General features: G+C 68.4%; 22 protein-coding genes. 12 read left to right on the forward strand and 10 right to left on the reverse strand.

Going from position 1 to position 25,460, the window contains the following annotated elements; genetic code table 11:
• Window positions 1–104: 104 nt before the first annotated feature.
• The 3 genes from MWN34_RS07960 to murJ form a co-directional block, all read right to left on the reverse strand.
• Window positions 105–3,296: an efflux RND transporter permease subunit gene (locus MWN34_RS07960; protein ID WP_247028293.1), complete on the reverse strand. Its 3,192-nt coding sequence runs from the start codon at window positions 3,294–3,296 to the stop codon at window positions 105–107.
• Between the two features lie 15 nt (window positions 3,297–3,311).
• Window positions 3,312–4,538 (reverse strand): efflux RND transporter periplasmic adaptor subunit, encoded by a 1,227-nt coding sequence (locus MWN34_RS07965; protein WP_247028295.1) that lies wholly within the window; start codon window positions 4,536–4,538, stop codon window positions 3,312–3,314.
• A gap of 127 nt (window positions 4,539–4,665) precedes the next feature.
• Window positions 4,666–6,231 carry a murein biosynthesis integral membrane protein MurJ gene (gene murJ / locus MWN34_RS07970; protein WP_247028297.1) on the reverse strand — a complete coding sequence of 522 codons (1,566 nt, stop codon included), beginning with the start codon at window positions 6,229–6,231 and terminating at the stop codon, window positions 4,666–4,668.
• 314 nt (window positions 6,232–6,545) lie between these two features.
• Between murJ and pncB the strand changes: the two genes are divergently transcribed.
• The 5 genes from pncB to MWN34_RS07995 all read left to right on the forward strand — a co-directional run bounded on the left by pncB (window position 6,546) and on the right by MWN34_RS07995 (window position 12,980).
• Complete coding sequence (gene pncB, locus MWN34_RS07975; RefSeq protein ID WP_247028299.1) at window positions 6,546–7,847, forward strand: nicotinate phosphoribosyltransferase; 1,302 nt, start codon at window positions 6,546–6,548, stop codon at window positions 7,845–7,847.
• A 375-nt stretch (window positions 7,848–8,222) separates the two neighbouring features.
• The gene (locus MWN34_RS07980) at window positions 8,223–9,662 is read left to right on the forward strand and encodes an SH3 domain-containing protein (RefSeq protein ID WP_247028301.1); all 1,440 of its coding nucleotides are present in this window, start codon (window positions 8,223–8,225) and stop codon (window positions 9,660–9,662) included.
• Between the two features lie 181 nt (window positions 9,663–9,843).
• Window positions 9,844–10,683 (forward strand): glycosyltransferase family 25 protein, encoded by an 840-nt coding sequence (locus tag MWN34_RS07985; protein ID WP_247028302.1) that lies wholly within the window; start codon window positions 9,844–9,846, stop codon window positions 10,681–10,683.
• Window positions 10,684–10,829: 146 nt separating this feature from the next.
• A complete protein-coding gene (locus MWN34_RS07990) occupies window positions 10,830–11,813 on the forward strand; it encodes a Gfo/Idh/MocA family protein (protein ID WP_247028304.1) in 984 nt (327 codons plus the stop codon).
• A gap of 12 nt (window positions 11,814–11,825) precedes the next feature.
• Window positions 11,826–12,980 carry a DegT/DnrJ/EryC1/StrS family aminotransferase gene (locus MWN34_RS07995; protein ID WP_247028306.1) on the forward strand — a complete coding sequence of 385 codons (1,155 nt, stop codon included), beginning with the start codon at window positions 11,826–11,828 and terminating at the stop codon, window positions 12,978–12,980.
• 87 nt (window positions 12,981–13,067) lie between these two features.
• Here the strand turns inward: MWN34_RS07995 and MWN34_RS08000 are convergent, their stop codons facing one another.
• The 5 genes from MWN34_RS08000 to MWN34_RS08020 all read right to left on the reverse strand — a co-directional run bounded on the left by MWN34_RS08000 (window position 13,068) and on the right by MWN34_RS08020 (window position 17,475).
• The gene (locus tag MWN34_RS08000) at window positions 13,068–14,075 is read right to left on the reverse strand and encodes a threonine ammonia-lyase (protein ID WP_247028307.1); all 1,008 of its coding nucleotides are present in this window, start codon (window positions 14,073–14,075) and stop codon (window positions 13,068–13,070) included.
• A gap of 92 nt (window positions 14,076–14,167) precedes the next feature.
• The gene (locus MWN34_RS08005) at window positions 14,168–14,788 is read right to left on the reverse strand and encodes a helix-turn-helix domain-containing protein (RefSeq protein WP_247028309.1); all 621 of its coding nucleotides are present in this window, start codon (window positions 14,786–14,788) and stop codon (window positions 14,168–14,170) included.
• A gap of 87 nt (window positions 14,789–14,875) precedes the next feature.
• The gene (locus MWN34_RS08010) at window positions 14,876–15,955 is read right to left on the reverse strand and encodes a glycosyltransferase family 4 protein (protein ID WP_281502913.1); all 1,080 of its coding nucleotides are present in this window, start codon (window positions 15,953–15,955) and stop codon (window positions 14,876–14,878) included.
• Window positions 15,955–16,764, reverse strand: coding sequence for a UDP-2,3-diacylglucosamine diphosphatase (locus MWN34_RS08015; RefSeq protein WP_247028310.1), 810 nt, complete (start codon window positions 16,762–16,764; stop codon window positions 15,955–15,957). Before MWN34_RS08015 ends, MWN34_RS08010 begins: the two co-directional genes overlap by 1 nt.
• 90 nt (window positions 16,765–16,854) lie before the next feature.
• The gene (locus tag MWN34_RS08020; protein WP_247028312.1) at window positions 16,855–17,475 is read right to left on the reverse strand and encodes a LysE family translocator; all 621 of its coding nucleotides are present in this window, start codon (window positions 17,473–17,475) and stop codon (window positions 16,855–16,857) included.
• 149 nt (window positions 17,476–17,624) lie between these two features.
• Between MWN34_RS08020 and MWN34_RS08025 the strand changes: the two genes are divergently transcribed.
• From MWN34_RS08025 to MWN34_RS08040, 4 genes are all read left to right on the forward strand, one after another.
• Window positions 17,625–18,473: a fumarylacetoacetate hydrolase family protein gene (locus MWN34_RS08025; RefSeq protein WP_247028314.1), complete on the forward strand. Its 849-nt coding sequence runs from the start codon at window positions 17,625–17,627 to the stop codon at window positions 18,471–18,473.
• A 110-nt stretch (window positions 18,474–18,583) separates the two neighbouring features.
• A complete protein-coding gene (locus MWN34_RS08030) occupies window positions 18,584–19,018 on the forward strand; it encodes a c-type cytochrome (protein ID WP_247028315.1) in 435 nt (144 codons plus the stop codon).
• 10 nt (window positions 19,019–19,028) lie between these two features.
• Window positions 19,029–19,760 carry a cytochrome b/b6 domain-containing protein gene (locus MWN34_RS08035; RefSeq protein ID WP_247028316.1) on the forward strand — a complete coding sequence of 244 codons (732 nt, stop codon included), beginning with the start codon at window positions 19,029–19,031 and terminating at the stop codon, window positions 19,758–19,760.
• An 87-nt stretch (window positions 19,761–19,847) separates the two neighbouring features.
• Complete coding sequence (locus MWN34_RS08040) at window positions 19,848–20,774, forward strand: DMT family transporter (protein WP_247028317.1); 927 nt, start codon at window positions 19,848–19,850, stop codon at window positions 20,772–20,774.
• A 4-nt stretch (window positions 20,775–20,778) separates the two neighbouring features.
• On the opposite strand, the gene MWN34_RS08045 is transcribed toward MWN34_RS08040, so the two are convergent.
• On the reverse strand, window positions 20,779–21,015 hold the full coding sequence (locus tag MWN34_RS08045; RefSeq protein ID WP_247028318.1) for an Lrp/AsnC ligand binding domain-containing protein: 237 nt from the start codon (window positions 21,013–21,015) through the stop codon (window positions 20,779–20,781).
• 298 nt (window positions 21,016–21,313) lie between these two features.
• Between MWN34_RS08045 and thiD the strand changes: the two genes are divergently transcribed.
• Window positions 21,314–22,162: a bifunctional hydroxymethylpyrimidine kinase/phosphomethylpyrimidine kinase gene (gene thiD / locus MWN34_RS08050; protein WP_247028319.1), complete on the forward strand. Its 849-nt coding sequence runs from the start codon at window positions 21,314–21,316 to the stop codon at window positions 22,160–22,162.
• Window positions 22,163–22,175: 13 nt separating this feature from the next.
• On the opposite strand, the gene dgcA is transcribed toward thiD, so the two are convergent.
• Entirely contained in the window at window positions 22,176–23,153 is a 978-nt protein-coding gene (dgcA, locus tag MWN34_RS08055; protein ID WP_247028320.1) for an N-acetyl-D-Glu racemase DgcA, read from the reverse strand.
• A gap of 292 nt (window positions 23,154–23,445) precedes the next feature.
• On the opposite strand from dgcA, the gene MWN34_RS08060 reads away from it, so the two are divergent.
• The gene (locus tag MWN34_RS08060; protein WP_247028321.1) at window positions 23,446–24,597 is read left to right on the forward strand and encodes an ABC transporter permease; all 1,152 of its coding nucleotides are present in this window, start codon (window positions 23,446–23,448) and stop codon (window positions 24,595–24,597) included.
• Window positions 24,598–24,604: 7 nt separating this feature from the next.
• The gene (locus MWN34_RS08065; protein WP_247028324.1) at window positions 24,605–25,459 is read left to right on the forward strand and encodes an ABC transporter ATP-binding protein; all 855 of its coding nucleotides are present in this window, start codon (window positions 24,605–24,607) and stop codon (window positions 25,457–25,459) included.
• Window position 25,460: the final 1 nt, after the last annotated feature.

Genomic DNA, 25,460 nt, shown 5'->3' on the forward strand with positions numbered 1-25,460 from the left:
AGACCCTGGGCGAAAAAGAATTGCCGGCCCTGCATATCCGCCACAGGGGCGGGGCAGGGCCGGCGACGATGCGACGATGACGGAAAGGGGACGCCCCACCTTCCTCAGTGGGCGGTGCCCTGCGAAGGGGCGGAGGGCGTCGAGGAAGCGGCCGGCGCCTTCTTCTTCCGACGGCCGAGCCCGGCCATCCAGCGCGTCACCACGTAGAAGGTCGGGGTGAATAGCAGGCCGAACACCGTCACGCCCAGCATGCCGAAGAACACCGCCGTGCCCAGCGCCTGCCGCAGCTCGGCGCCGGCGCCGGTGGCGATCACCAGCGGGACCACGCCGAGGATGAAGGCGAGCGAGGTCATGATGATCGGCCGCAGGCGCAGCTGCGCGGCCTCGGTCGCGGCCTGGAAGCGGTCGCGGCCCTGGTCCTCGAGCTGGCGCGCGAATTCCACGATGAGGATCGCGTTCTTCGCGGCGAGGCCGATGAGCACGATGAAGCCGACCTGGCTGAGAATGTTGTTGTCCATGTGCCGCAGCAGGATGCCCCCCACCGCGGCGATGAGGCACATCGGCACGATGAGGATGACCGCGAGCGGCATGGTCAGGCTTTCATACTGCGCCGCCAGCACCAGGAAGACGAACACCACGCCGAGCCCGAAGGCGAAGATCGCGGTGTTGCCGGCCCGAAGCTGCTGGAAGGCGAGCGTCGTCCACTCATAGGCGAAGCCGTCCGGCAGGGTTTCCTGCGCGAGCTGCTGCATGATCTGGATCGCCTGGCCCTGCGAGAAGCCGGGCGCGGCGTTGCCGTCGAGCTCGGCGGCCGGGTAGAGGTTGTAGCGCGGCACGCGGTAGGGGCCGGAGATGTCGCGCACCGTGGCGAAGGAGCCGACCGGTACGGTCTCGCCCAGATTGTTCTTCACCCGGATCCTGAGCAGGTCCTCCTGCGTGAGGCGGAAGGGCGCGTCGGCCTGCGCCTGCACCCGGTAGGTACGGCCGAACAGGTTGAAGTCGTTCACATAGGACGAACCGATATAGGTCTGGATCGCCCCGAACACCTCCGCCATGTTCACGCCCAGCAACTGCACCTTGGTGCGGTCAATGTCGAGGAAGAGCTGGGGAGTCGAGGTCTCGAACAGGCTGTAGACCTGGCTGAGCCCCGGCGTCTGGGCCGCGCGGCCCATCATGGCGTAGACCGCGCCCTGCAGGGCCTGGTAGCCGCGCCCGTTGCGGTCCTCCACCATCATGCGGAAGCCGCCGGCATTGCCGATGCCCTGCACGGGCGGCGGCTGCACCACGATCATGAACGCTTCCTCGATCGCGGCGAGCTTGCCGAACAGAGCCCCCTGGATCCCGGCGGCGGATTGTTCGGGATGTTTGGCGCGCTCCGCTGCCGGCCCGAGGATGATGAACATGGCGCCGGCGTTGGGCGCATTGGTGAAGGTGGCGCCCGAGAAGCCGACGATGTTCACCACATGGGCGACGCCGGGCGTGTCGAGCGCGATCTTGGCGGCGCGGGTCATCACCTCGTCGGTGCGCTGCAGCGCGGCGCCGCCGGGCAGTTGAGAGGCAACGATCAGATAGCCGCGGTCCTGCTGGGGAATGAACCCCTGCGGGGTGTCGCGGAACATCTGGAAGCCGAAGAACAGGATGCCGGCATAGACCAGCAGCACGATCACGGCGAAGCGCACCAGCCGCGAGGTCAGCCAGCCATAGCCGCGCGACAGCCCGTTGAAGCCGCTGTTGAAGGCCCAGAAGAAGCCGGTGATGGGCCGGGCGTACCAGGGGTGCTGCTTGTCCTTCTCATGCGGCTTCAGCAGCAGGGCGCACATGGCCGGCGACAAGGTGAGCGAACAGAGCAGCGAGATCAGCGTCGAGCCCGCGATGGTAAGCGCGAACTGGCGGTAGAACTGGCCGGAAATGCCGGTGATGAAGGCCGAGGGAATGAACACCGAGGCCAGCACCAGGGAGATGGCGATAAGGGCGCCGCCCACCTCGTCCATGGTCTTGTAGGCGGCGTCCCGTGGGGAGAGGCCGGTCGATATGTTGTGCTCGACGCTCTCCACCACCACGATCGCGTCGTCCACCACGATGCCGATGGCGAGCACGAGGCCGAACAGCGACAGGTTGTTCAGCGAGAAGCCGAACAGCTTCATGATGAAGAAGGTGCCGATCAGCGAGACCGGAATGGCGAGGATCGGGATGATCGCCGCCCGCCAGGTCTGCAGGAAGAGCACCACCACGATGACCACGAGGATCACCGCCTCGAAGATCGTGTGCTCGACCGCGGTGACCGATTCCTGGATGAACTGGGTGGGGTTGTAGGCGGTGGAATAGGTGATGCCGGCGGGGAAGCCCTCGGCGATCTTCTTCACCTCCGCCTCGATCGCCTGCCCGGTCTCCAGCGCGTTGGAGCCCGGCAGCTGGAAGATGCCGAGCGCCACCGAGGGCTTCGAGTCGAAATAGGAGATCGAGGAATTGTCCTGGCCGGCGATTTCCAGCCGGGCCACGTCGCGCAGGCGCACCACGGCGTCGTTGGTCTGCCGCACCACGATATTGCCGAACTCCTCCGGCGTCGACAGGCGCCCGAGCGTTCGAACCGCAACCTGGAAGGCGAGCTGGTTCGGCACAGGCGGGGCATTGAGCACGCCGGAGGCGACCTGCACGTTCTGCGCCTGGAGCGCGGCGGTGACGTCGCTGGCGGTGAGGTTCAGCGACTGCAGCTTGGTCGGGTCGAGCCACACCTGCATGGCGTAGTCGCGCGAGCCGAACACGGTGATCGAGCCGACGCCCTTCACGCGCTGCAGCTGGTCCTTCATCTGCAGGTTGGCGTAGTTCGAGATGAACAGCGCGTCGCGGGAATCGTCCGGCGAGAACAGGCTGACAACCATCAGGATGTCCGGCGAGGACTTGGCGGTGGTGACGCCGATCTGCTGCACCTCTGCCGGCAGGCGCGGCGTGGCGGTGGCCACGCGGTTCTGCACCTGCACCTGCGCGATGTCGAGATTGGTGCCGACCTCGAAGGTGACGGCGATGGAGAAGCGCCCGTCCGCCGTCGAGTTCGACGAGATGTAGAGCATGTTCTCCACACCGTTGATCTGCTGCTCGATGGGCGCGACCACGGTGTCGGCCACCGTCTCGGCGCTGGCGCCGGGATACTGGCCGGTGACGTTGATGACCGGCGGGGCGATGTCCGGGTACTGCGCGACGGGCAGCGAGATATAGGCCACCGCGCCGAGGATCATCACGACGATGGAGACGACGGAGGCGAAGATCGGGCGGTCGATGAAGAAGTGCGAGAAGCGCATGGGGGCCTCCCGGCCTTAGTTGGCGGCAGCGGGCTTCTGCCCGGCGGAACCCTGATCGGCGGGCTTCTGCTCTTCGGTCTTTTGCTCTTCCTTGGCGACCACCTTGGCGCCGGGGCGGATGCGCATCAGGCCGTTGACCACCACACGATCGTCGGCGGTGAGGCCGGAGGTGATGACGCGCATGCCGTCGAACTGGCGGCCGAGGGTGACGTATTTCATCTGCGGTGCCTGCGGGTCGTCGCCGGGCGCCATCACATAGACGAACTTCTTGGTCTGCTCGGTGCCGATGGCGACATCGGGAACCAGCAGCGCGTCGTGCGGCGCGGAGGCCGGCACCTGGATGCGGCCGAACATGCCCGGCGTGAACAGTTCATCGGGATTGGCGAACTTGGCGCGGCCGCGGATCGTGCCGGTGGTCTCACTGATCCGGTTGTCGACGAAGTCCATGGTGCCGTCGTGAGGGAAGCCCTTCTCGTTGATGAGGCCAAGCTTCACCGGAACCGGGTTGGAGTCGCGGCCGAACCGCTCCTCCATGTGCTTGTAGCGCAGATAGGAGGCCTCATCGAAGGTGAACTCGAAATAGATCGGGTCCAGCGAGACGATGGTGGCGAGCAGCGTATTGGTGTTGGTGCCGCCCGCGCCGCCGGTGACGAGGTTGCCCACCGAGACGCGGCGATCGCCGATGCGGCCGGTCACGGGAGATCGCGGCTCGGCGAATTCGAGGTCGAGCTGGGCGGCCTGCACCGCCGCCTGATTGGCCGCGACCTGGGCACGGGCGCTCCGCTCGGTCTGCTGGCGCTGGTCGAAGGTCTGCTTGGAGATCGCGGTCGAGTTCTTGTCCTGCAGCAGCGTCTGGGCGCGCTGGAGGTCCGAGACGGCGAAATCGAGATCGGCCTGCGACCTCTGCAGATTGGCTTTCGCCTGGTCCAGAGCGACCTGGAAGGGGCGCTTGTCGATCAGGAACAGGGTGTCGCCCTGCTTGACGATCTGGCCGTCGGTGAAGGCGATCTTGTCGAGGTAACCGGAGACGCGGGCATAGACGTTGACAAGATCGACCGCGGCGAAACGGCCGACATATTCGTCGTAATCGGTGATCTGCCGGAGTTCGGGTCTTGCCACCGTCACCTGCGGAGGGGACGGCGCCGCCTGCTGGGCCTGCTTGCCATCCCCGCATGCGGAGAGGGAAAAGGCCAGGGCAGCAAGGGCCGCACCAAGGGTGATGCGCGGGACGAAGGCCTTCATCGATCGCTCTCCGAACGTGGAATGCTGGTGCCAACGAATGTCGGCGTCGGCTGCCCGACCGTCCCGCAACGATGGCGCCTGAGCGCAGCACCTAGCACAACTATGTTGCACTGCGTAAGCCGGATTGTCATACCTCCGAGGCGCCTGCCGCCTTCCGCAGCGGCCGCGTACGCAACATGCTGCGCAAATGGGCAGGCCCGACCAGCGCCAACAATAACCCCGCATAAGCCAGCGCGCCGATGAAAATACACAGGCCGAGCCGGGTTTCCTCACCGAAGCGCGGCAGTCCCGCGACCAGCGGAGTGCCGAAGCGTGCGGTAAAATACAGCACGATGGCGAGCAGAACGCCGACCAGCGCAAGGCGGGGCAGGGAGCGGAACAGCGCCGAATCTCCCACCCCGTAGCCCGCGCGATGGGCGAAGAGCAGCAGCAAAGCGAGGTTGATCCAGCCCCCGACCGCGGTGGCGAGCGCGAGCCCGACCTGCGCGAGCGAGCCCATGAGCGCCACCTTGAGCGCGATGTTGACCGTTGCGGCCAGCAGCGTCGCGACCACCGGCGTGCGGGTGTCGCCGCGGGCATAGAAGGGCGACATGAAGGCGCGCATGACCACGAAGGGCAGCAGCCCCACCGTGTAGGCCGCGAGCGTCGCGCCGGCCGCCGCCGCCGCCTCGGCGGTGAAGGCGCCGCGCATGAAGAGCCCGCGCATCACGATCTCCGGGATCGCGAGCGAGGCGGCGACGAAGGGCAGGGCGAGCGTGACCGTCAGTTCCACTGCGCGCGCCTGGGCATGGCGGGCGCCGTCCTCGTCCCCGGCGGCGATGCGGCGCGACATTTCGGGCAGCAGAACGATGCCCGCCGCGATGCCGACCACGCCGATGGGAAGCTGGTTGATGCGGTCGGCATAGAACAGCGCCGCGATCGCGCCCGCCGGCAGGAAGGAGGCGATCACCGTGTCGGCGAAGATCGCGAGCTGCACGCCCGCCGAACCGATGATCGCCGGACCGAGCGCCTTGAGGAAGGCGCGCATCTCCGGGTCGAGCCGCGGGCGGGCGAAGCGGATGTTGATGCCGTGCGTCTCCGCATCCCACAGCAGCAGGCCGAGCTGGAGGAAGCCGGAGATGAGCACGCCCCAAGCCGCCGCGTGCCCCGCCGAGGGGAACAGCCCGGCGACGCTGAGCGTGCCGACCATCGCGACATTGAGGAAGATGGAGGCGGCCGCGGCGGCCCAGAACCGGTCATTGGCGTTCAGCACGCCGCCCACCAGCGTCACCAGGGCGATCAGCGAGAGATAGGGAAAGGTGATCTGGGTGAGGGTGACGGTGAGGTGGAAGCGCGCCGGGTCTTCCATCAGCCCCGGCGCCATCAGCCGCACCACCCATTCCGTACCGGCCAGCGCGAGGCCGAGCAGCACGAACTGCACCGCCACGACACCGGTGAGGATCTCGCCGCAGAAGCGGGTGGCGCGCGCCTCGCCCTCCTGCGTCTTCACCCGCGTGTAGGACGGCACGAAGGCGGCGTTGAACGCCCCTTCCGCGAAGATGGCGCGGAAATGGTTCGGCAGCCGGAAGGCGATGTAGAAGGCCTCCGCCACCGGCCCGGCGCCCAGCACGGCGGCGAGCATGATATCGCGGATGAAGCCCGAAAGGCGCGAGAGCAGGGTCCAGCCACCGACGGAGAAGATGCTGCGGATCATGAGCCAGGAATCGTGGGTTCGGCGGGCGTGGGGGAGGCGGCCTCGACGGGAGCGGGAGCCGTGGCCGGCATGTCGCGGCGCAACCTAGCCGCAGCCGCGGGCGCGGGCCAGCGCTTCGCCGCCACAGCCCGGGAAAAGCGCGCGGACACCTGCGGAATGCGTCCGCCCCTGGTCTGGAATTCCTTAAAAAAGCGTCGTCCATCAAGCATTTGCAGGAAAGAGCGCAGGAGACGCATTCTTTTCCCCGGGGCAATGCTCTAGAACAGGCGCTCTCCTTCCGGCCGGTGACGGTCCCCTGCCAGAGCAGCCCGCGCATGATCGACATCGCCTCCCGCGTCTACGCCCACACCTGGAAGATCGACCCGATCGTGCGCTCCGTGCTCGACACGGATTTCTACAAGCTGTTGATGGCGCAGACGATCTATCGCCGCCACCGCGACGTGAACGTCACCTTCGGCATCATCAACCGCTCGCACAGCGTGCGGATCGCCGATCTGGTGGACGAGGGGCTGCTGCGCGAGCAGCTCGACCATGTGCGCACGCTGGCCCTGACGCGGGGCGAGTCGACCTGGCTGCGCGGCAACATGTTCTACGGCAAGCGCCAGATGTTCGCGCCCGACTTCATCGCCTGGCTGGAGGATTTCCGCTTTCCGGCCTACCACCTCGAAAAGCGCGACGGCCAGTATGAGCTGACCTTCGACGGGCCGTGGATCGAGACGACCATGTGGGAGATTCCCGCGCTCGCCATCATCAACGAGCTGCGCTCGCGCGCCGTGCTGCGGGACATGGGGCGGTTCGAGCTGCAGGTGCTCTATGCCCGCGCCATGACGCGGGTGTGGGAGAAGGTGGAGCGGTTGCGGGCGCTCGGGGCGCCGGGCGAGGTGAACGTCGCCGATTTCGGCACGCGCCGCCGCCACAGCTTCCTGTGGCAGGACTGGTGCGTGCAGGCCATGATGGAAGGGCTCGGCGCCGGCTTCCTCGGCACCTCCAACTGCCTGATCGCGCTGCGCCGCGAGGTGGAGGCGACCGGCACCAACGCTCATGAACTGCCCATGGTCTATGCCGCGCTGGCCGATGACGATGCCGGCCTCGCCGCCGCGCCCTATCGCGTGCTGGCCGACTGGCAGGAGGATTATGACGGCAATCTGCGCGTCCTGCTTCCGGACACCTACGGCACCACCGGCTTCCTCGCCGACGCTCCCGAATGGGTGTCGCGCTGGACCGGCATCCGCATCGACAGCAAGGATCCGATCGAGGGCGGGGAGGAGGCGATCCGCTGGTGGAGCTCGCGCGGGGAAGACCCGCAGACCAAGCTCGCGATCTTCTCCGACGGGCTGGACATCGATGACATCGAGCGCATCTGGCGGCATTTCCACGGGCGGATGCGGATGGGCTTCGGCTGGGGCACGCTGCTGACCAACGATTTCCGTGGCCTCGCGGCCGGCGATTCGCTGGGACCCATCTCCATCGTGTGCAAGGTCATTTCGGCGGACGGGCGGCCGGCGGTGAAGCTTTCCGACAATCCCACCAAGGCGATGGGCCCTCCCGCGGAGGTCGCGCGCTATCGGCGGGTTTTCGAGGCGCCGGAACCGGTTGCGCGCCCGGTGCTGGTTTAGTGGGCCGGATCGTTTGCCGGGATATGGCAGCGAGCCACAATCTCGGCTAAGACTTGCCGCAATTAATTTTAACGATAAAGTCACCATGTTGCCGTTCAGCAACAATGTGACTTCTTGGAAACAGTGCGTCAGGTGAATGTGGCGGGCGCCGGCCCGTCGGATCCCGGTCCTTCGGCTCTGAGTGAGTGAGTGTGCATGCCGAGTGCTCTGGAACACGACAGCCCCGCCGATCTCGGTCCCCTACAGGGCCCCGGTCGCGTATCGTCCCCGGCCGAGCGCATGAGAGCGTCGGGCTCCAGGGTTTCGACGGCCAAGGCTCCGATTTCTCTGGCGCCGGTTTCCGGTGCGCCGGTTTCTCTTGCTGCGGAGGAGGTGATGAGTGCCGCTCCTGCCCGTACATCCGCACCGAGCCGCGCCGAGCCTGTCCGCCCCGAACCGCAGCCGGCCGAGGCGCCGGATGCTTCCTCCCCGCGGCGCTCGCTCTCCGCACAGGCCGCCCGCATCGCCGCCGAGCTGAGGGACCCCGTCGCCCGCCCGGCTTCCGAGCGTCCGCGTGGCGCCGCGAGCGAGCGGCTGATGGCCGAGCGGATCGCGGTCGACAGCCTTCTGTCCGCCGGCGGCCTTGCGCGCCCGGAGAACAGCCGCGCCGCCGCTGAGCGAGCGGCCCGCGAACGTCGCGCCCCGGCCGAGGCCACCTATGGCCTGCGTGGTGCGCTGGACGGGCAGAACGCGGCCCAGGCTCCGCGCTCCGGCGCGGCGCAGGCGGTGAGCCTGCTGCGTCCTTCCGCTCCGGCGGGCACCGCCTATGCGAGCCGCGCCGAGGCATTTCCGGCTGGCGTGCCGGCGTCCGTCGAGGGCGCCGCGCGCTTCGGGTTGCGGCCCGGCGGACGTGACGAGGCCGATGATTCCAAAGCCGTGGTCCGTCGTGCCCAGCGCCGCAAGAGCGGGTCGCAGACCTTCACCTGGCAGCGCTTCGCCGTGCTCGCTCTCGTGGTGGCGATCGCGGGTGGCGCGGGCATCGTGCTGCAGTCCCTTGCCTCCCGCAATGACGATATGGCTGAGACGGGACCGGCCTCCGGCCAGCTCGTCGCCTCGAACGTCGTGAATTCCGGCGATCTCGCGCGGGCGCAGCAGCCTCCGGTTCGGCAGGCCGCCCCCTATACGCCAGTGCAGCCGGGCGCAGCCGCGTCATCAGGCTCGACGTCTTCCGGCCCGGCGGCTTCGGCCGTACCGCCGCGGGGTGCCGCCGCCCAGCCCGCCGCGCAGCCCGCAGAGGCTCCGGCACAGACGCTCGCCGATGCGGAGCCGCCGATCGGCCGCGCAGGCTCCGACGCGGCGGTTGAGGACACCGGCGCGGGTTCGGGCGCGGCAAATGCAGGCGCGGCGGGCGATTCCGGGGGCGGCGCGAGCGTCGCCACCCTGCCGCAGACCGCCCCTCTGCCGAAGCAGAAGCCGAAGATCGCAGCGGTTGCGCCGCCGTCGCCGAGGCCGAGCACGGCCACGGCCTTCGCGGCGCCCACCAGCATCGCCGCCAACACCCCGGTCGCCAACGCCGAGCCCACCGAGCCGGACGCGGCGGACGCGGCCGATTCCCCCGACGCCGATGCCGGCGCCGCGCCGGCGTCCGGTGCGAACTCGGGTCCCGGCACCGTGCGCCGAACCGTGACCGTGCGTGCTGCGCCCGGCGGGGCATCGATCGGCGTGCTGCGGCCCGGCCAGAAGGTTTCGGTCGTCTCCTGCGATAGCTGGTGCCGCATCGAGTTCGACGGCAAGACCGGCTACATCTTCAAGAGCTTCGTTTCGGTCGGCGGCTGATCCGGCCTGTGACCCCGCTGCCGGACACGAGTGCACAGGCCTGTCTGTGCATCGCGTGTGACGGATTGTTCAAATTTTTGGCGACATGGTCTAAAGACATCCTCTCCACTCTGTAATCGTTCCAGTGGAGAGGTGGGCGCCCCTGGCCGTTGCGTTCGGGGACGTCATCGGTCGGTGCCGCATGAAGTGCTATCTCATCAACCTCGATCGTTCGCCCGAGCGACTCGCCGTCATGCGCGCGCGTTTCGGCGCGCTCGGCCTCGGCTTCGAGCGCGTGCCGGCGATCGATGGCGTCAGGACCGAATTGCCGCCCGCCTTCTTCCTGAAGCCCGACGGCAGCGTGCGTCGCCCGCTGGCGCCGAGCGAACTCGGCTGCTTCTACAGCCATTATGAATGCTGGCAGCGCATCGCCGCGGGCGAGGATCCCTATGGCGCCATCTTCGAGGATGACGTGGTCTTCGCGCAGGGGGCGGCCGCCCTGCTTGCCGATGATGGCTGGATTCCCGCCGGCACCGACGGCGTGAAGATCGAGACCATGTTCCAGCAGGCGCTGATCGACCGCCATGCCGTCCCGCTGCCGGGGGGCTTCAGCCTGGCGCGGCTGCTGCACGAGCATTATGGCGCGGCGGCCTATATTCTCTCGCGTGATTTCGCGGTGCATCTGGTCGCCCATTTCGCCACGCCCACCATGCCGAACGACCATGTGGTGTTCGGCCCTGAGGCGGGTTTCCTCGAAACGCGCCGCATCCTCCAGCTCACGCCGGCGGTGGCGATACAGGAGCGGCTCCTGGAAAAGCCGACGCCGGACGAGGCGGGCAGCCTGCTCGAGATCGAGCGCATGGGTGCCGGCGCGGTGTCGGCGCGCAAGGGCCTGCGTCGCGTGCTGCGCAACCTGTCCCGCCCGGTAGAAGAGCTGGTGCGTCGCCTTCAGGGGCGTCCGCGCGGCTATCGTGGAAAGCCGCCATCCTTCGCCCGCTGCGCCGTCATTCCCTTCGGCACGCTGCGTCGCCGCCCGCGCTGAGGGCGCAGCGTCATCGCCTTTTCGTGTAACAGGGCGCAGCAATTCTTGATGTGCGTTGCAGCGCGGCAACGGTTCCACGGCTCGCATGCGGCTGGCCCGCGTGCTAGAGGGCCCCGGGCGGTTAGGATCATACGAGGAGCAGAGCCATGGCTCAAAGCGCAGTTCCCGCGGCCCGCGCGCCGGTGCGTGTCGGTGTCGTCGGCGTCGGCGTCATGGGGGCCAACCACGCCCGTGTGCTGGCCGACCTTCCCGGCGCGACGCTGGCGGGCATTGCCGATCCCGACGCCGCGCAGGCCGAAAAGGTCGCCGGCCTGCTGGGCTGCACCGCAGTGCCGGATGTCGGCGCGCTGATCGCGCTCGGCGTCGATGCCGTGGTCGTGGCCGCCCCGACCCATCTGCACCACGCCGTCGCGCTGGCGGCGATCGCCGCCGGCAAGCACGTGCTGGTGGAAAAGCCGATCGCCCCCACGGTCGCCGAGGCCGAGGACATCGTCGCCGCCGCAAAGGCCGCCGGCGTCACGCTGATGGTCGGTCATGTCGAGCGCTTCAACCCGGCGGTGGCCGCGATCAAGGCGGCGATCCGGGGTGAGGAGATCCTCTCCATCGGCATCACCCGCGTCGGCCCGTTCCCGCCCCGCATGTCCAATGTCGGCGTGGTGATCGACCTCGCGGTGCACGACATCGACCTGATCTGCCATTTCACCGGCTCGCACATCGCCGAGGTGCAGCCGCAGGTGAAGGCGGCGGTAGCGGACCGCGAGGACATCGCGCTGCTTCAGTTCCGCACCGGCAATGGCGTGCTCGCCCACATCAACACCAACTGGCTGACGCCCTTCAAGGCGCGCACGGTGCATGTGGCGACCCGCAACAAATACGTCACCGGCGACCTGCTGACCCGCCAGGTGACCGAGTGCTTCGACTACAAGCCCGATGGCAGCTATTCCATGCGCCATCTGCCCGTCGCCTATGCCGAACCGCTGCGGGTGGAACTCTCCCGCTTCCTCGAGGCGATCCGCACCGGCGAGGCGCCCGACGTGACCGGCGAGGACGGCGTCTCCGCCATTGCCACCGCTATTCGCTGCCTGCCGGGCGCGGAGCCCGCGCCGCTTCGCATCCGTGCCGCCGGCTGAGGATTGGAACCCATGACCTCGCATGTGACGACCAAGGCCGCCCCCATTCCCTTCATCGACATCGTGGGCCAACGCGCGCGGCTCGGCAGCAGGATCGACGAGGCGGTGACGCGGGTGCTGACCCATTGCCGCTTCGTGAACGGGCCGGAAGTGACGGAGCTGGAGACGAAGCTCGCCGCCTTCGCGGGGGCGAAGCACGCCATTTCCTGCTCCAGCGGCACCGATGCGCTGGCGATGATCCTGATGGCGTGGGGCGTGAAGGCGGGGGACGCGGTGTTCTGCCCGGCCTTCACCTTCTGCGCCACCGCCGAGGTGGTGCCCTATGTCGGCGCGACGCCGGTCTTCGTCGACGTGCTGCCCGACACCTTCAACATGGACCCGGAAAGCCTGAAGGCGGCCATCCTGGTGGCGAAGCGCGAGGGGCTGAACCCGAGCGCGGTGATCCCGGTCGACCTGTTCGGCCAGCCCGCCGACCTCGACGCCATTCTCGCCATCGCCGCCGAGAACGGGCTGAAGGTGCTGTGCGACACCGCGCAGGGCTTCGGCGCCACCTGGAATGGCCGGCAGACCGGCTCCTTCGGCGATGCCACCGCCACCAGCTTCTTCCCGGCCAAGCCGCTTGGCTGCTATGGCGACGGCGGTGCGGTGTTCACCGATGACGACGACCTCGTGCCGGTGCTCAAGAGCGTGCGCGAGCACGGGCAGGGCGTCGACAAATATGAGAATGTCCGCATCGGCATGACCGGCCGGCTCGACACCATCCAGGCGGCGGTGCTGCTGGAAAAGCTCGCCATCTTCGAGGAGGAGATCGCCGCCCGCGACGCCGCCGCCCGCCGCTACAACGCGGCATTGGGCGATGTGTGCACGGTGCCGGTGGTCGATCCGCGCGCGACCTCGGTGTGGGCGCAGTACACGATCAAGCTGCCGCATGGCGTGCGTGACGGCCTCGCCGCGGCTTTGCAGGCCGAGGGCGTGCCCACGGCGGTCTATTACCGCATCCCGATGCACCGCCAGCCGGCTTATGCGCACTATCCCGCCGCCGGCAACGGACTGCCGGTCAGCGAACAACTGTCAGGCGAGGTCATCAGCCTGCCGATGCACGCCTATCTCGACGCGCCGACGCAGGACCGCGTGATCGCGGCGGTGCGGCGCGCGCTGGGAAAATGAGAGACGCCGGCTGAGGATCTGATTCCGAAAGCCTCTCCAACTCATTGAAAAGGGCCGGTCTTCGGGTCGGCCCTTTTGCGTTTTGCCTCAGAGCTTGCCGGCCATGGTGAGGCAGGTGGCGAAGGTTGCGGCGTCGACATTGCCGCCCGAGAGCACGATCGCCGCTGTCTTGCCGGCAAGGTCCAGCCGGCCCGCCAGCACCGCCGCCAGCGCTACCGCGCCGCCCGGCTCGACCACGATCTTGGCCTCCTCGAAGGCGAAGGCGACGGCGCGCGCAACCTCTGCATCGCTCGCCGCCACCCCGTTGCCGACGATGCGGGACGAGATCTGGAAGGTCAGTGCGCCCGGCGTCGCGGCCAGCAGCGCGTCGCAGAACGAGCCGGTGGCCTGCGCATTGCTCTCGCGCCGCCCGCTCTGGAAGGAGCGGGCATGGTCGTCGAAGCCCGCCGGCTCGGCGGTGTAGATCTGCGCATGGGGGAACGCTTCCTTCACCGCGAGCGCGATGCCGGAGGCGAGGCCGCCGCCCGAGGCATTGGCGATCACCACGTCGGGCGCGAGGCCGAGCATGGTCATGTCCTGCGCGATCTCGAGGCCGACCGTGCCCTGTCCTGCCATCACGAAGCGGTCGTCATAGGGGGCGACGAAGGTGGCGCCGCGCTCGGTCGCGATGGCATGGGCGATGGCGTCGCGGTCGTCCACGCCGCGCTCATAGCTGACGACCTCGGCGCCGAAGGCGAGGGTGCGCGTGCGCTTCAGCGCCGGGGCGTCGCTGGGCATCACGATCACCGAGCGCATGCCGAGCATGGTCGCAGCCGCCGCGACGCCCTGCGCGTGATTGCCGGAGGAACAGGCCACCACGCCGCCCGCGCGCTCCGCCTCCGGGATGCGGGAGATGCGGTTATAAGCGCCGCGGAACTTGAAGGAGCCGGTGCGCTGCAGCGGTTCCGGCTTCAGGAAGATGCGCCCGCCGGTCAGCGCGTCGAGCGCCGGGCAGGCGAGAAGCGGCGTGCGCACCGCGACCGGGGCGAGCCGCTCGGCGGCCGCGATCACGTCGGCATAGGTCGGAAGCTGGGCGGCGTCGGTCGGGCTGGTCATCGGGATCTTCCGGCGGATGAGGCAAGGGATGTGTTCGATTTTTCAAGGCGCTGGTGCCAGGAGCAGAAACGGTGATTCCGCCGGCCCGGCGTTCAGTCGAGCACCGCGGCCTTCAACAGGCACACCATGGTGGCGTGGGCGATCTCGCCGCCGGTGTTGCGGATCACATGCCGGCGGTCGCAGCGGTAGCGCAGAGTCTCGCCAGCGCGGGCAACCTCGATGACGTCGCCGCATTCCACCTGCAACTCGCCGGAGATGACCGACAGACATTCGATCGAGCCGCGCTGGTGGCCGTCGGAGACGAGCTCGCCGGCTGGCTCTGCGACGAAGTCGAACCATTGCAGCCATTCCACCGTCTTGATCCAGCCGGTGATGGTGAGGCGGCACTTGCCGTCCTCGGACAGAAGCATGGGCGTGTCGGCGCGGGTCAGGTGCTCGACGAAGGGCTCGTCGTCGGTCGCCGCGAGGAAACGCTCGATCGACATGTCGAGCGCCTGCGACAGCCGCCAGACGGTCGCGAGCGTCGGGTTGGTCTCGTTGCGCTCGATCTGGCTGATGATCGACTTGGCGACGCCGGACTGCTCGGCAAGTTCGGAAAGCGAGAGGTTGTACGCCTTGCGCAGCCGCTGCACGGTGCGGCCGAGCTGGCCGGTGATGGCCTGCGCGCCGGCTTCCATGCCGCCCCGGTCGACGATCCGCGTGCGGCCCGACATGCTTTCTCCCTCGCTTGGTTGAGCGGGCAAGATAGTTCATGCCGGCCGTATCGCAATGCGCCGTTCGGCCTGCGGTCTGTGGATCGCTCAGGAGGCGTGGGCGAGCGGAGGGCGGGCGAAGGGGCGGCGCGCCTTGCCCTGCGCGCGCTCGATATTGGCGAGGAAGTCGCGGGTGCACGCTTCCCAGCTATATCCGAGCGCAAAGTGCCGGGCCGCGCCGCGGTCGAGGTGCAGCGCCTTCAGCGCCGCCTGCCGCAGATCGGTATCGAGCGCTCCAACCGGCTCGGGTCCGGCGAGGGTGCCGCCGATGACGTCGAGCGGGCCGGTGACCGGGAAGGCCGCGACCGGCAGGCCGCTCGCCAGCGCTTCCAGCAGCACGATGCCGAAGGTGTCGGTGAGGCTCGGGAAGACGAAGACATCCGCGCTCGCATAGGTGCGCGCCAGCCGCTCGCCCTCCTGCTTGCCGAGGAAATGGGCGGAAGGATAGCGCGCCTGAAGATCGGCACGGGCCGGGCCATCGCCCACGACCACCTTGCTGCCGGGCAGATCGAGGCGGAGAAAGGCCTCGATGTTCTTCTCGACGGCAACCCGCCCGACATAGAGGAAGAGCGGGCGCGGCAGGGCGGTGAGCTGTGCGTCGTCGATCTCGGCCATCGTCCGGGGACGGAACAGCTCCGAATCCACACCGCGCGACCAGCGCATGATGTTGCGGAAGCCACGCTGCGTCAGTTCGGCTTCCAGCGTGCCGGTGGAGACCATGATTCCGGCTCCGGCATTATGAAAGCGCCGCAGCCAGGCATAGGACAGGCGCTGGGGCACCGGCGCGCGGGCGGCGAGATATTCCGGGAACTTGGTGTGGTAGCTGGTGGTGAACACCTGCCCCCGCGCGAGGCAGACATTGCGCGTCAGCAGCCCCACCGGGCCTTCGGTGGCGATGTGCACGTAGTCGGGCGCGATGTCGCGGATGCGCCGGGTCACCGCACGACCGGTCGTGAGTGCCAGCCGGATTTCGGGATAGGTCGGCATCGGCACGGTGCGGAAGTCGGCCGGAGAGAGAAAGGCGATCTCCGCGCCCTGCGCCGTCGCATGATCGGCGGTCTGCTGCAGCGAGCGGACGACGCCATTCACCTGCGGATGCCACGCATCGGTCGCAATGAGGATACGCATCAGGCGGCGGCCCGGGGACGTTCGAGAAGGGCGGGGGCGAGGGGTGTCGCGGCGCGGGTGGTGCGGGCCCAGTCGATGATCTCGAAGCGCCCGTCCTCATGCTCGACCAGGGCGGTGCAGCTTTCCACCCAGTCGCCGCAATTGAGATAGGTGATGCCGAAATGGTCGTGCATGGCGGCGTGGTGGATATGGCCGCAGATGACGCCGTCCACCTTGTTGCGGCGCGCCTCGGTGGCGACCGCCTCCTCGAAGCGGCCGATGAAGTTGACCGCGTTCTTCACCTTCAGCTTGGCCCACTGGCTCAACGACCAATAGGGAAAACCGAGCTTGCGGCGGACGAAATTGAGATAGGTGTTGATGCCGAGCGCGGTGGTGTAGGCCCAGTCGCCAAGGAAGGCGAGCCATTTGGCGTGGCGCACCACCACGTCGAAAACGTCGCCGTGGATGACGAGGTAGGTCCGGCCGTCCGCCGCCACATGCACCGCGGTCTCCACCACCTCGATGCCGCCGAAATGGCTGCCGTAATAGTCGCGCAGGAACTCGTCGTGATTGCCGGGCAGATAGACCATGCGCGCGCCCTTGCGGCCCTTGCGCAGCAGCTTCTGCACCACGTCGTTATGGGCCTGCGGCCAATACCAACCCTGCCGGAGCCGCCAGCCGTCGACGATGTCGCCAACCAGATAGACCGTGTCGGCGTCGTGATAGCGCAGGAAATCGAGCAGCAGGTCGGCCTGGCAGCCCTTGGTGCCGAGATGGACGTCGGAGATGAACAGGCTGCGGAAGCGGCGCGCATCGGGCGCATCGCTCATCTGGGATGCGTCTTCCGCGGGACCCGGTGCGCTCTGTGTCATGACCTCACATAATCGCGAGTCCCGTCACGCTTTTATGACACTCGCTGCTCAGCGGAACAGCAGGACCACGCTTGCCACCACCAGCAGGGCCATGCCCACATTGATGAGGCGGTGCTTGCGCGGGTCGGAGACGATGCGCGAGATCGCCATGCCGAAGCCGGCCCACATCGAGAGCGCGGGAAAGGACACGATGCCCATGACGAAGGCGATCACCAACACCTCGGCGATGACGTCGCCGCCCGGCGCGGTGAAGGCCGGCACCACGCTGAGCGCCATCGTCCACGCCTTCGGGTTCACCCACTGGAACGCCGCGCCCTGCAGCACGGTGAAGGGCTTGGCGATCGCCGCGCCGCTGGCGGGATCGGCCTTGGCGATCTTCCAGGCGAGATAGAGCAGATAGCCCGCGCCGGCATAGCGCAGAATCTCGTGCAGGCTCGGCACCGCGGCGAACAGGCCGCCCAGCCCGAGCCCGACCGCCACCACCATGATCATGAAGCCGAAGGTGACGCCCCAGATCTGCGGCAGGGTGCGCCGGAAGCCGAAGGCGGCACCGGAGGCCAGCGAGATCATGTTGTTCGGGCCGGGGGTGAAGGCGCCGGCGATCGCGAAGAGCAGCAGCGACAGGATCGGCACGGTCATGGTCGGCGCGGTCATGGAGGGCACGGTCATGGGGGGGCAGGCTCCGCTGGCCCATCTCGGGTGCCGCGCGGGATAGCGGTCGCCGCCGCGTCCGGCAACCCGGAATCGGCGGTGGAGCGGCGTTGCGCAGGGCCGGCTTACGGACGAATATCCGCGCCCCCAGGATTGAGGAGGACGTCATGAAACTGGTTCGGTTCGGCGCGGCAGGCAGCGAGAAGCCCGGCCTGGTCGATGGCAACGGCGTGGTGCGCGACCTCGGCGCCGTGGTGGCCGATATCGGCGGCGACGCGCTGACGCCCGCCGGGCTCGACGCGCTGCGCGGGCTGGATGTGGAAGCGCTGCCCGTCGCTCCAGCCGGCGTGCGGTTCGGCGCCTGCGTGGCGAAGCCGGGCCACTTCATCGCGGTGGGGCTGAACTATGCCGATCATGCCGAGGAGTCCGGCATGGCGATCCCCGCCGAGCCGGTGCTGTTCTCCAAGGCGCCGAACTGCATCGTCGGCCCGGACGACGACATCATCCAGCCGAAGGGCTCGACCAAGCTGGATTGGGAGGTGGAGCTCGGCATCGTCATCGGCACCCGCGCCCGTCATGTTTCGGAGGCCGACGCCGCTCGGCACATCGCCGGCTTCTGTCTCTCGAACGACGTGTCAGAGCGCGCCTTTCAGCTCCAACAGGGCGGGCAGTGGATCAAGGGCAAGAGCTGCGAGACCTTCGGCCCGCTCGGCCCGTTCCTCGTCACCCCGGACGAGATCGCCGACGTGCAGAACCTCGCCATGTGGCTCGACGTGAATGGCGAGCCGCGCCAGCGCGGCAACACCAAGACCATGATCTTCAACGTGAATTTTCTGGTCTCCTATCTGAGCCGCTTCATGGTGCTGGATGTCGGCGACGTCATCATCACCGGCACGCCGCCGGGGGTGGGGCTCGGCATGAAGCCGCCGGTCTATCTCAAGCCGGGCGACGTGGTGACGCTGGGCATCGAGGGGCTGGGACAACAGCGCCAGAAGGTCGTCGCCTTCCCAGGCTGATTCATCACGAGCGCGCGAGGCACGGGGCGGCGGATTGCCACCTCGTTTGGAGCTTTACTAAGGTAAATCTTCAGCCGGAGGGCCGGGCCTCCGGTCAGGGAGGTTTGCCCATGCGACGTCTCGTTCTCGCTGCCGTTCTTGCCGGCGTAGCGCTGAGTTCGGTTTCCGCCGCGGGCGATCCAATCAAGGAGCGGCAGGCGCTGCTCAAGGAAATGGGGCGTGCGACCCGTCCGGTCGGCGCCATGCTGAAGGGAGACGCGTCCTTCGATCTCGCCACGGTGCAGGCCGCGCTCGATACCTACATCAAGAACGCGAAGCAGCTTCCGAACCTGTTCCCGCCGGGTTCCGACAAGGGGGGCGATACCGAGGCCCTGCCGGTGATCTGGAAGCGCCACGACGAGTTCACGGCGATCTATGCCAAGCTGGAGCGCGATGCCACGGCAGCGCGCGCCGCCATCACCGACGAAGCAAGCTTCAAGGCCAATTTTCCCGGCGTGGTGAAGAATTGCAGCACCTGCCACGACACCTTCCGCCAGAAGAAGTGAGGCGTCGGGGTTGAGCCTGTCCGGCACCACGGGCGCGGCGGCTGGCACCGCTGAAAAGACCGCGCCGGCGCTGCTCGCGTGGGACCTGCCGACGCGGCTCGCCAAATGGCTGCTGGCGATTCTCGTCGGCCTCGCCTTCGCCAGCCGCTACTACGGCGACGCCAACCTCGTCTGGCATATGTGGAACGGGCTCGCCATCCTCGTGGTGCTGGTGTTCCGCCTGCTGTGGGGGCTGGTCGGCGGCTCGACGGCGCGCTTCTCGACCTTTCTCTACGGGCCGGGCACGGTGATCGGCTATCTCGCAGGTCTGATGCGCGGGCGGCCGCGGCATTATCTCGGCCACAACCCGGCGGGGGGCTGGATGGTGGTGGCGCTGCTCGGCGCGGTTGCCGCGCAGGCGCTGACCGGCCTCTTCACCACCGACGACATCATGATCGACGGGCCGATGGTGCGGGTGGCGAGCGAGCATTTCGTCTCCCGCGCTTCGGCGCTGCATGCGCGGATCTACCTGGTGCTGCTGGCGCTCATCGGCCTGCATGTCGCGGCGAACCTGCTCTATTCCGCTTTTGGCCGCGACAATCTCATCGGCGCCATGCTGAGCGGGCGCAAGAAGGCAGGCCACTATGTCGATGCCGAGCGAGCGACGCCAGGCTCGGTGCTGCGGGCACTGGCCTGCCTCGTGCTGGCGGTCGGAATCGTGTTCGGCGGCGTCGCGCTGGCGGGTGGGCGGCCGTTCCCGTGAGGCTCCCTCGCGGGCGCATGGCTTGGCCGCGAGACCCGACGAGATGAGGCCTTGCCAGCCTGCGCGAAGGGTGGTGCAAGCGCGGCCATGAACGCGCTCAAGGGCATCGCGCTGCAGATCGCCGCGACCTTCCTCTTCTCGATCATGTCGGCACTGGTGCGCATCGTTTCCGAGCGGGTGCCGACCGGGGAGGTTGTGTTCGCGCGTTCGTTCTTCGCGTTGTTCCCGCTGCTCGCTCTGCTGGCGTGGCGCGGGGAGATCAGCGCGGCGGTGCGCACGGCCCATCCGCTCGGCCATATCGTGCGCGGCACGATCGGCGTCTGCGCCATGGTGCTGACCTTCGCCGGCCTTGCCCGTATCCCGCTGGCGGACGCGACCGCGATCGGCTTCACCGCGCCGCTGATGACGGTGGTGCTGGCGGCCCTGTTCCTGCGCGAGCGGGTGCAGGCCTTTCGCTGGGTGGCCGTCGCCATCGGGCTGGGAGGGGTGGTGGCGATGCTCTGGCCGCATCTGGGCGGGGGCTTCGATACACCGGAGCGCGGGCTCGGCGCCGCGTTCTCGCTGGCGGCGGCCTTCTTCACAGCGGGCGCGATGATTCAGGTGCGCCGCCTCACCGCCAGCGAATCGACGGCGGCCATCGTGTTCTACTTCCAGAGCCTCGCCGCGGTGGCGGGGCTGGCGACGGCGGCGTGGGGGTGGCATTTCCCGACACCGACGGAGGCCGGGCTGCTGATCGCCACCGGCATTTTCGGCGGCATCGCGCAGATCCTGCTCACCGAGAGCTACCGCTATGCGCCGGCCTCCGTGGTGGCCCCGTTCGCCTATTCGGCGATGCTGTGGACCACCATCATCGGCTTCGCCCTGTTCGGCGAGGTGCCCTCGCTGATGGTGGTCGCGGGCGCGGCCATCGTCATCGGCGCCGGGCTGTTCGTGATCTGGCGGGAGCGCCGGCCGACGCTGGCGCGTGCGGAAGCGGAGGCCGCGGCCTCCCAGCCGGGCGGGCCGCCGGGCTGATCCTTCAGAACGCCTTGAACGTGATGATGGTGCGGGTGTCCTGGATGCCGGGCACGGTCTGCACCTTCTGGTTCACGAAGTGGCCGATATCCGTCTCCTCGGCGACGTAGAACTTCACCAGCAGGTCGAACTCGCCGGCGGTGGAATAGATCTCCGAGGCGATCTCGGCATCGGCGATGGCGTTTGCGACCTCGTAGGAGCGGCCGAGCTGGCATTTGATCTGGACGAAGAACGGTATCATCGGCGTGCCTCTCAAGGGAGGCGCCAAGGGACCAGAAGCGCGCGCCGCTGGCAAGGGGTGGGCTTCGACACCCGGCCCCCCGCTTGAAAGCCGCGTCCGCTTCGCTTATTTCGCGCAGGAACGATCGCGTTGGGGTGCCCCGTCCGCCGGAAGGCGGGCCGGGCTGAGAGGCGGGACGCCAACCCACGAACCTGATCCGGGTCATGCCGGCGGAGGAAACGGATCGCACGCTCCCACGCCGCACGGGCGGCAAGGGCGCGCCGCGCCCCGATGCCGACGGCGACGAGGGAGCGGCCAGATGACGGAAGCAGACGCACAATCCTCTCGCCCCGCATCGGGGGCCGGTACGCCCATCGCCGTCACCATTGCCGGCTCGGATTCGGGCGGCGGTGCCGGCATACAGGCCGATCTCAAGACCTTCTCGGCGCTCGGCGTCTATGGCGCCAGCGTCATCACCGCGCTCACCGCCCAGAACACGCTTGGCGTCACCAGCATCCATGACGTACCGCCGGCCTTCGTGAGCGCGCAGATGGACGCCGTGTTCTCCGACCTCGCGGTCGACGCGGTGAAGATCGGGATGCTTTCGCGTCCCGAGGTGATCGCCGCGGTGGCGCAGGGGCTCGACCGGCACGGGCTCCGCGCCGTGGTGCTGGACCCGGTGATGGTGGCAGCCTCCGGCGACCGGCTGCTGGTGCCGGAAGCCATCGAGGAACTGCGGCGCAGCCTGCTGCCGCGTGCCCTGCTCATCACCCCCAACCTGCCGGAAGCCGCCGCGCTTCTGGACGAGCCGCCGGCCCATGACCTCGCCGCTGCGCGCATGCAGGCGGCGCGGCTGCTCGCCATGGGACCGAAGGCCGTGCTCGTCAAGGGCGGCCATGGCGAGGGGCCGGAAAGCACGGATGTGCTGATGGACGCCGACGGCGTCGTCGAACTGAGCGCGCCGCGCATCGTCACGCGCAACACCCATGGCACGGGCTGCACGCTGTCTTCCGCCATCACCGCAGGTCTGGCGAAGGGGCTGAGCCTCAGGGACGCGGTGGCGGCCGGCAAGGACTATCTCACGCGCGCGCTCGCCCGCTCCGAGGAACTGGCGGTCGGCCACGGTCATGGCCCGGTGCATCATTTCCACGCGCTGTGGGTGCGCTGAGCGGGCGCGGATTTCAGCCCCACAGAGCGGGGGCGGGCGGGTAGACCGTGCTGCCGTCATAGGCCAGGGCCGGCGTGCGATCCCGGGCCAGCAGCAGGGGGCCATCGAGGTCGACCCAGCGCGCCCGGTTTGCCAGCAGCAATGCCGGCGCCATGGCCAGCGAGGTCGCGACCATGCAGCCGACCATGATGCCGAGCCCGCGCACCTGCGCGGCCTCCACGAGGGCCAGCGCCTCTGTGAGGCCTCCGGTCTTGTCGAGCTTCACATTCACCGCATCGTAGCGGCCCATCAGACGGTCGAGGCTGGCGAGGCCGTGGACGCTTTCGTCGGCGCAGATCGGCACGGGGCGGGGAACGGAGCCCAGCGCCTCGTCCTGTCCGGCCGGAAGCGGCTGCTCCACAAGCGTGACCCCGGCCTCGGCGCAGGCGGCGAGCATTTCGGCCAGCCTGTCTCCGCTCCAGCCCTCATTGGCGTCGACGATCAGCTCGGCCTCCGGCACGGCGGCGCGGATAGCGGCGAGCCGCTCGGCATCGCCCTGCGCGCCGAGCTTGAGCTTCAGCAGCGGTCGCGCGGCGGCGCGCGCAGCCTGTGCCATCGCCTCCGGCGTGCCGAGGCTGATGGTGTAGGCGGTGGTCACGGGCACGGGGGCGGGCAGGCCGGCAAGGACGTGAACCGGCATGCCGGCCTGCTTGGCCGCCAGATCCCAGAACGCGCAATCGAGCGCGTTGCGCGCCGCGCCGGGCGGCAGGCGGTGCTGAAGGCCCTTGCGGTCGAGCCCGGCGGCGAGCTCGCCTTCCAGAGCGGCGATGGCAGCGGCGACACCCTCGACGGTCTCGTCATAGCGTGCATAGGGCACGCATTCGCCGCGCCCCACATGCCCGCCTTCCGCCAGCTCGGCCACCACCACGACCGCTTCGGTCTTCGACCCGCGGGCGATGGTGAAGGTGCCGGCGATGGGGAAACGCTCGATGCGGACGGTGAGGATCGGCACGGGTGCAGCCCTTCCTTTGCAGACGAATCATCCCCGCCAGCATAGGCGCCTGCCGCGTGCGGCGGAAAAGGGTGCGAACGGCGTCGCGGGGAAACCACACCGGCCAAGGATAATGCATGCCCTGCCAAAGGTTTGCCGTGTGTATGGGCGTAACGGCTCGACGATGGCGCCGCCCATCGTTAAGAGAGGTTAAGCCAGTCGGAACCTGCTTCGACGGCCCGTTGCGGCGCTCGCCCTTGCCGGGCCTACCGCGCCTCGACACCCGATTTCGTCCTGTCCCCGGGAGCCTCGTTTGGGAGCCGCCGAAGCCCCGCTTCTCGCCATCGCGCGCCACGGCAGCGAATGGACCTTTGTCGGCAGCGGTCGCTGGCTGGCCACGCAGGGCCGTGCCCTGGAGGGCGCGGTGGACAATGCGGTGACCGAAGCCCGCGGCGCGGAGAACAGGGGACCGGTCCGGGTCGATCTCTCCGGCGTCGAGCGGCTCGACACCGTGGGCGCGGTGCTGCTGGACCAGCTTGTGCGCGGCCTGAAGGATGAGGGCTTCGCGCCGGAGGTGGAGGGCCTCGATCCCCGTTTCCAGCCGCTGCTGGAAGAGGTGGAGCGCGGCGGACATGCGGTGCCGCCGGCCCGCAAATACGTCAATCCGATCGTCGGCGGCCTTGAGGTCGTGGGCCGCGCCGCGGCGGAGACGGGGCACGACGCGCTTCAGTTCCTCGGCTTCGTGGGGCAGGTGGTCATCGCGCTGCTGCGCGTCGTCGTTCGTCCGGCGAGCTTCCGCTGGACCTCGATGGTCTTTCACCTCGAGCGCGTCGGACTCCGTGCGGTGCCGATCATCGCGCTCATCACCTTCCTCATCGGCTGCATCATCGCCCAGCAGGGCATTTTCCATTTCCGCCGCTTTGGCGCGACCACCTATGTGGTCGACATGGTCGGCATCCTCACCCTGCGCGAGCTGGGCGTTCTCATCGTCTCGATCATGGTTGCCGGCCGCTCCGGCAGCGCCTTTACGGCGGAGCTCGGCTCGATGCGGATGCGCGAGGAGGTCGACGCGCTGCGGGTAATGGGTTTCGACCCCATCGAGGTCCTGGTGTTACCGCGGCTTGTCGCGCTCATCATCGCGGTGCCGATGCTCGCCTTTCTCGGCAGCATGTTCGCGCTGTTCGGGGGCGGGCTGGTGGCGTGGGTCTATGGCGCGATCTCGCCGGCGATCTTCACCAACCGGCTGCGAGAGGCGATTTCGCTGACCACCTTCGAGGTGGGCATGATCAAGGCACCTTTCATGGCCGCGATCATCGGCATCATCGCTTGCATGGAGGGAATGCGCGTCGGGGGCAGCGCCGAATCGCTTGGCGCACACACCACGGCTTCCGTGGTGAAGGCCATCTTCCTGGTCATCGTGGTGGACGGCCTGTTCGCCATGTTCTTCGCCGCCATCAACATGTGAGGGCGGCGTGCAGCAGACCCGGACCGACACCATCCAGAATGAGCCGATCCCGCGCGGCGAACCGATCATCCGCGTGCGCGACGTGGTGGTGGGCTTCGGCTCGCGCACCATCCTCAAGGGCCTGTCGCTCGACGTGAAGTCAGGCGAGATCCTCGGCTTCGTCGGCGCTTCGGGCGGCGGCAAGTCGGTGCTGACACGCACGATCCTCGGGCTGGTGCCGAAGCGGTCCGGCACGGTGGAGGTGTTCGGGCAGGATCTCGACACGCTGGACTGGCGCCAGCGCCAGGCGCTGGAGCGGCGCTGGGGCGTACTGTTCCAGCAGGGCGCGCTGTTCTCCTCAATGACGGTGAAGGAGAACATCCAGTTTCCGATGCGCGAATATCTCGACATGTCGCAGAAGCTGCTGGACGAACTCGCCATCGCCAAGATCGAAATGGTCGGCCTCAAGGCGGATGTCGCCGAGAAGGCGCCTTCCGAGCTTTCAGGCGGCATGATCAAGCGGGCGGCGTTGGCCCGGTCGCTGGCGCTGGACCCTGAGATTCTGTTTCTCGACGAGCCGACGTCCGGCCTCGACCCGATCGGCGCCGGCGAGTTCGACGATCTGATCGCGACCCTGCAGCACACTTTGGGGCTGACCGTGTTCATGGTGACCCACGATCTCGACAGCCTGCACAGCGTCTGCGACCGGGTCGCCGCGCTGGTGGACGGCCAAGTCGCCGCCGTCGGACCCATCGAGAGCATGCTGGAATCGAAGCAACCCTGGATTCAGGCCTATTTCCATGGCAAGCGGGCACGTGCCGCGGGAATCGGCGTTGATAATGAGCGCGCCGGTAGCGGCGCGCGCAACGGCGCGGGAGTGTGAC

This window comes from Ancylobacter crimeensis (assembly GCF_023016805.1).
GTDB lineage: Bacteria > Pseudomonadota > Alphaproteobacteria > Rhizobiales > Xanthobacteraceae > Ancylobacter > Ancylobacter crimeensis.

Excerpts from the sequence above, each read along its gene's own strand:
- MWN34_RS07960 (WP_247028293.1), bottom strand. The coding sequence starts at position 3,296 with ATGCGCTTCTCGCACTTCTTCATCGACCGCCCGATCTTCGCCTCCGTC.
- MWN34_RS07965 (WP_247028295.1), bottom strand. The coding sequence starts at position 4,538 with ATGAAGGCCTTCGTCCCGCGCATCACCCTTGGTGCGGCCCTTGCTGCC.
- murJ (WP_247028297.1), bottom strand. The coding sequence starts at position 6,231 with ATGATCCGCAGCATCTTCTCCGTCGGTGGCTGGACCCTGCTCTCGCGC.
- pncB (WP_247028299.1), top strand. The coding sequence starts at position 6,546 with ATGATCGACATCGCCTCCCGCGTCTACGCCCACACCTGGAAGATCGAC.
- MWN34_RS07980 (WP_247028301.1), top strand. The coding sequence starts at position 8,223 with ATGAGTGCCGCTCCTGCCCGTACATCCGCACCGAGCCGCGCCGAGCCT.
- MWN34_RS07985 (WP_247028302.1), top strand. The coding sequence starts at position 9,844 with ATGAAGTGCTATCTCATCAACCTCGATCGTTCGCCCGAGCGACTCGCC.
- MWN34_RS07990 (WP_247028304.1), top strand. The coding sequence starts at position 10,830 with ATGGCTCAAAGCGCAGTTCCCGCGGCCCGCGCGCCGGTGCGTGTCGGT.
- MWN34_RS07995 (WP_247028306.1), top strand. The coding sequence starts at position 11,826 with ATGACCTCGCATGTGACGACCAAGGCCGCCCCCATTCCCTTCATCGAC.
- MWN34_RS08000 (WP_247028307.1), bottom strand. The coding sequence starts at position 14,075 with ATGACCAGCCCGACCGACGCCGCCCAGCTTCCGACCTATGCCGACGTG.
- MWN34_RS08005 (WP_247028309.1), bottom strand. The coding sequence starts at position 14,788 with ATGTCGGGCCGCACGCGGATCGTCGACCGGGGCGGCATGGAAGCCGGC.
- MWN34_RS08010 (WP_281502913.1), bottom strand. The coding sequence starts at position 15,955 with ATGCGTATCCTCATTGCGACCGATGCGTGGCATCCGCAGGTGAATGGC.
- MWN34_RS08015 (WP_247028310.1), bottom strand. The coding sequence starts at position 16,764 with ATGAGCGATGCGCCCGATGCGCGCCGCTTCCGCAGCCTGTTCATCTCC.
- MWN34_RS08020 (WP_247028312.1), bottom strand. The coding sequence starts at position 17,475 with ATGACCGTGCCCTCCATGACCGCGCCGACCATGACCGTGCCGATCCTG.
- MWN34_RS08025 (WP_247028314.1), top strand. The coding sequence starts at position 17,625 with ATGAAACTGGTTCGGTTCGGCGCGGCAGGCAGCGAGAAGCCCGGCCTG.
- MWN34_RS08030 (WP_247028315.1), top strand. The coding sequence starts at position 18,584 with ATGCGACGTCTCGTTCTCGCTGCCGTTCTTGCCGGCGTAGCGCTGAGT.
- MWN34_RS08040 (WP_247028317.1), top strand. The coding sequence starts at position 19,848 with ATGAACGCGCTCAAGGGCATCGCGCTGCAGATCGCCGCGACCTTCCTC.
- MWN34_RS08045 (WP_247028318.1), bottom strand. The coding sequence starts at position 21,015 with ATGATACCGTTCTTCGTCCAGATCAAATGCCAGCTCGGCCGCTCCTAC.
- thiD (WP_247028319.1), top strand. The coding sequence starts at position 21,314 with ATGACGGAAGCAGACGCACAATCCTCTCGCCCCGCATCGGGGGCCGGT.